Annotated in this window: 8 protein-coding genes and 1 other annotated feature; all 8 genes read left to right on the forward strand. The window is 35.8% G+C overall.

What is annotated here, in order from left to right; translation table 11 throughout:
* On the forward strand, positions 1–95 hold a 95-nt coding region (locus DER71_RS11670), incomplete at its 5' end, for a hypothetical protein (protein WP_143009710.1).
* A gap of 292 nt (positions 96–387) precedes the next feature.
* A complete protein-coding gene (gene rpmG / locus DER71_RS11675) occupies positions 388–537 on the forward strand; it encodes a 50S ribosomal protein L33 (RefSeq protein WP_114459005.1) in 150 nt (49 codons plus the stop codon).
* Positions 538–576: 39 nt separating this feature from the next.
* Positions 577–777, forward strand: coding sequence for a preprotein translocase subunit SecE (gene secE / locus DER71_RS11680; RefSeq protein ID WP_114459004.1), 201 nt, complete (start codon positions 577–579; stop codon positions 775–777).
* A gap of 42 nt (positions 778–819) precedes the next feature.
* The gene (gene nusG, locus DER71_RS11685; protein ID WP_114459003.1) at positions 820–1,359 is read left to right on the forward strand and encodes a transcription termination/antitermination protein NusG; all 540 of its coding nucleotides are present in this window, start codon (positions 820–822) and stop codon (positions 1,357–1,359) included.
* Positions 1,360–1,396: 37 nt separating this feature from the next.
* Complete coding sequence (gene rplK / locus DER71_RS11690; protein ID WP_114459002.1) at positions 1,397–1,819, forward strand: 50S ribosomal protein L11; 423 nt, start codon at positions 1,397–1,399, stop codon at positions 1,817–1,819.
* A gap of 77 nt (positions 1,820–1,896) precedes the next feature.
* Positions 1,897–2,604, forward strand: a complete 708-nt coding sequence (gene rplA / locus DER71_RS11695; RefSeq protein ID WP_114459001.1) for a 50S ribosomal protein L1 — start codon at positions 1,897–1,899, stop codon at positions 2,602–2,604.
* 48 nt (positions 2,605–2,652) lie between these two features.
* Positions 2,653–2,796: a sequence feature (ribosomal protein L10 leader region), on the forward strand.
* Between the two features lie 18 nt (positions 2,797–2,814).
* Complete coding sequence (gene rplJ / locus DER71_RS11700) at positions 2,815–3,330, forward strand: 50S ribosomal protein L10 (protein WP_114459000.1); 516 nt, start codon at positions 2,815–2,817, stop codon at positions 3,328–3,330.
* Between the two features lie 20 nt (positions 3,331–3,350).
* A complete protein-coding gene (rplL, locus tag DER71_RS11705; protein ID WP_114458999.1) occupies positions 3,351–3,719 on the forward strand; it encodes a 50S ribosomal protein L7/L12 in 369 nt (122 codons plus the stop codon).
* Positions 3,720–4,143: the final 424 nt, after the last annotated feature.

Genomic DNA, 4,143 nt, shown 5'->3' on the forward strand with positions numbered 1-4,143 from the left:
TTACTCCAATAGCTATGGAAGAAGGACTGCGTTTTGCAATCCGTGAAGGTGGCCACACAGTTGGTGCCGGAGTTGTTACCGAAATTATTGAGTAAAGCATAGAAATTGAATTGCCTTGTTGATATAATTCAAACTGTTTTCAATAGGCATGTGCAGATTTATACTGCACATGCTTTTTTTCTAAAAAAAAGACTTTCCCTTTTTTTTGCAGCTCTAAAAATAATTTTGGGAAACTCTATTTTCTAAAAAATATTGACATTCATCTGAGAATATGTTAAATTAATTAAGGTTATAGCTTTGAAAACGAGAATGATTAAAAATTGTACATGATTTTGAATAGATAATACTAACAAAGTAAGCAGATTGGACTGAGGAGGTGGATTTACGATGAGAGAAATTATTACTCTGGAATGTACTGAATGTAAAAACAGAAACTATTCTACCAAAAAGAATAAGTCAAACACACGTGATAGATTAGAATTAAAGAAATACTGTAAATTTTGCAAAGAACATACTCTCCATCGTGAAACAAAGTAGTTTTTCCCTGAATATTTAATTTGAGGAAGTGGTATTTTTATGGCAAAGACCGGTTTTTTTAGTAAAATAGCTAAGTTTTTTCGCCAGGTAAAGTCAGAATTAAAAAAAGTAAATTGGCCAAATAGAGAAGAAGTAGCTTCAAATACGTTAGTGGTTTTAGTAACTGTAATATCTTTGATAGTATTTATCGGTGTTTTAGATTTATTACTGGCCAATATAATTACTCCATTAATAATGTAACTGAGGAGGTGAGGGTCCTTTTTAATTAAGGGTCCTTAGAATATGACTGAAGAGAATAAAGAAAATAAATGGTATGTTGTCCATACTTATTCCGGGCATGAAAAAAAGGTTAAAGCCAATCTAGAAAAAAGAATTGAAAGTACAGGTATGGAAGATAAAATTTTTCGTATTCTGGTACCTGTTGAAGAAAAAGTTGAAAAGAAGAAGGGTAAAGATAAAATTGTTGAGAAAAAGATCTTTCCCGGTTATGTTCTGGTAGAAATGGATATGAATGATGATTCCTGGTATGTTGTCAGGAATACACCTGGGGTAACAGGTTTTGTCAGCAGTGGAACAAAGCCACTTCCACTTCAGCCAGAAGAAGTTGAACATATTTTACAGGGTATGGGCTTGAAAGAACAGGATATGACAATAGACTTTGAAGCTGGAGATAAAGTAATGGTTACAGATGGTCCATTTGAAGATTTTGTTGGAGTTGTAAAAGAAGTTCACCCACAGCAGGGTAAAGTTAAAGTATTAGTTTCTATGTTTGGTAGAGATACTCCAGTAGAGCTGGAATTTTCTCAGGTTGAGAAACAGTAATTGAAAGCAGAATTATTATTAGAAAGGAGTGTTAATGATGGCCAAAAAAGTTATGAATATAATTAAACTTCAAATACCAGGCGGTCAGGCAAATCCTGCACCACCAGTAGGACCTGCTTTAGGCCAGCATGGTGTTAATATTATGGAATTTTGTAAAGCATTTAATGCTAAAACTAAAGAACAGCAGGGTACTATTATACCGGTAGAGATAACTGTATATCAGGATAGATCATTCGATTTTATAACAAAAACCCCACCCGCAGCGGTACTGCTTAAACAGGCAGCAGGGATTGATACTGCTTCTGGTGAGCCAAATGTTAACAAAGTAGCTACAGTTAGTAAGGATGCTGTCAGAAAAATTGCAGAAACAAAAATGCCTGATTTAAATGCAGGTAGTATGGAAGCAGCTATGAGTATGATAGCAGGGACAGCAAGAAGTATGGGAATTTTAGTTGAATAAATATTTTGATTGTTCTTTCCGTTTAGCATATATGTGGGAGGAATTAATCCGATAATACCACAAGGAGGAGAATTTTTATGGGAAAACAAAGCAGGCGATATAAAGAGGTTAGGCAAAAAGTTGATCGTGATAAATTATATGAACCGGCTAAAGCACTCGAGTTAGTTAAAGAAACAGCAAGTGCAAATTTTGATGAAACTGTGGAATTATCTGCAAAATTAGGAGTTAATCCCAAACATGCAGATCAGAATATAAGAGGTACTGTAGTAATGCCTGAAGGTACAGGCCAGGAAATTACTTTAGTAGTTTTTGCTAAAGGAGAAAAAGCAAAAGAAGCTGAAGAAGCAGGTGCAGATTTTGTTGGTGCTGAAGAATTAGCAGAAAAAATCGAAGGTGGCTGGTTGGATTTTGATCTGGCTGTAGCAACACCGGATATGATGAGTGTTGTGGGAAGGCTTGGAAGAATTTTGGGACCTAAAGGACTAATGCCAAATCCAAAAGCTGGAACAGTAACTTTTGAACTAGAAAAAGCAGTTAAAGAATTTAAGGCCGGTAAATTGGAATATAGAGTTGATAAAAGTGGAATTGTTCATCTGCCAATTGGAAAAGTTTCTTTTTCAGTTGAACAGCTGTTAAACAATTACAAAACTATTATAGATACTCTGGCCAAAGAACGTCCGGCAGCTGCAAAAGGAAGATATTTTAGGTCTCTGGCTGTATCATCGACTATGGGTCCTGGAATTAAAGTTGACCCGGCAGCTAGTTTAGCACTAATTGGACGTTAGAATTGACACAGAGTTGACGCTCAATATTTTTTGTGATATATTAATTGAAGAAAAAAGAATATTTATCCGAAGACAGCAGGGGCTGAAAAAGCTTAATGTCCTGCCGAGGTTAACTTTTTGTAAATTGCAATTATGCAATTGATGTATATTACTACCTCCTGCCTGTCAACAGGAGGTTTTTTATGTTTCAAAGCTGAGGGGGTGAAATTTATGGCAAGACCAGAAAAAGAAGCAGTTGTTAAAGAACTAGCAGATAAATTTACGCATTCAAAATCTATGGTTATAACTGACTATCTTGGCCTAAATGTTGCAGAAATGACAGAATTAAGAAAACAGTTAAGAGAAGCGGGTGTGGATTATAAAGTTGTTAAAAATACCCTTGCTTCTATTGCTGCTGATGATGTTGAAATGGATGAGATGAATGAGTTTTTCAGTGGACCTACCGCAATTGCTTTTGGAATGGATGACCCGGTTTCTCCTGCAAAAATACTTGTAGATTTTGCTGAAGATCATGAAGTTCTTGAAATAAAAGCTGGTATATTAAATGGTGAAATTATAGATATTGATAAGGTTAAATCTCTTGCTAAAATACCATCCAGAGAACAATTACTGGCACAGGCATTTGCCGGTATGAAAGCACCCCTTACTGGATTGGTTAATGTACTGCAGGGTAATATTCGCGGTTTAGTTCAGGTGTTAGGTCAAATTAAAGAGCAAAAAGCTTAAAAAAATAAGGAGGATTTATAATGAATAAAGAAGAAATTATTAAAGCAATTGAAGAAATGAGTGTACTGGAACTTTCAGAATTAGTTGAGGAACTTGAAGATAAATTTGGTGTAAGCGCTGCTGCACCTGTTGCAATGGCTGCTGCTTCTGGTGACGGAGGTGCTGAAGAGGAAGAAAAAACAGAATTTGATGTTTTTCTTGCAGACATTGGTTCCAAAAAGATTCAAGTTATTAAAGCAGTTAGAGAACTTACAGGTCTTGGCCTGAAAGAAGCTAAAGCTGTAGTTGACGATGCTCCTCAGAACGTAAAAGAAGGAGTAAGTAAAGAGGAAGCAGAAGAAATGAAAGAAAAATTAGAAGAAGCTGGAGCAACAGTAGAACTTAAGTAATTAAAAATAATTTAAATATAAAATTAATAAATAGTCCTGCCTGTTATTTAAGAGGTGGGACTATTTTTTGTGTGCTCCGTAAATTATTCTGATAATAGGTGAAAGTCCTATCTATGTTGTGGCATGTATCATGTAGAAGTCAACATTGACAGGGTGTTCACCGTGAGGTGGAATCTGAAGAGTCTGAGACGTGCTGTTAGTCCAAAACATTATGTGAACCAGAGGTGGCATCTGTAAATGGCGATTCGCCATTAGAACGAAGAAGCTCAATGCCGGCATAACAACCATGCAATCTAGGCTGGATTTGCAGATGTGATTAGGGTTGGAACGACAGAAAGAGGGTATAAACTGGTGCGATTTGCTGATGATTTTGTGGTAATGACGAAATCAAAAAGGAAAGCTAAAAGAGCTTATGAAGTAGTTA

It is taken from the genome of Halanaerobium sp. DL-01, from assembly GCF_003338615.1.
Classification (GTDB): Bacteria; Bacillota; Halanaerobiia; order Halanaerobiales; family Halanaerobiaceae; genus QPJE01.

Excerpts from the sequence above, each read along its gene's own strand:
- secE (WP_114459004.1), top strand. The coding sequence starts at position 577 with ATGGCAAAGACCGGTTTTTTTAGTAAAATAGCTAAGTTTTTTCGCCAG.
- rplA (WP_114459001.1), top strand. The coding sequence starts at position 1,897 with ATGGGAAAACAAAGCAGGCGATATAAAGAGGTTAGGCAAAAAGTTGAT.
- rplK (WP_114459002.1), top strand. The coding sequence starts at position 1,397 with ATGGCCAAAAAAGTTATGAATATAATTAAACTTCAAATACCAGGCGGT.
- nusG (WP_114459003.1), top strand. The coding sequence starts at position 820 with ATGACTGAAGAGAATAAAGAAAATAAATGGTATGTTGTCCATACTTAT.
- rplJ (WP_114459000.1), top strand. The coding sequence starts at position 2,815 with ATGGCAAGACCAGAAAAAGAAGCAGTTGTTAAAGAACTAGCAGATAAA.
- rplL (WP_114458999.1), top strand. The coding sequence starts at position 3,351 with ATGAATAAAGAAGAAATTATTAAAGCAATTGAAGAAATGAGTGTACTG.
- rpmG (WP_114459005.1), top strand. The coding sequence starts at position 388 with ATGAGAGAAATTATTACTCTGGAATGTACTGAATGTAAAAACAGAAAC.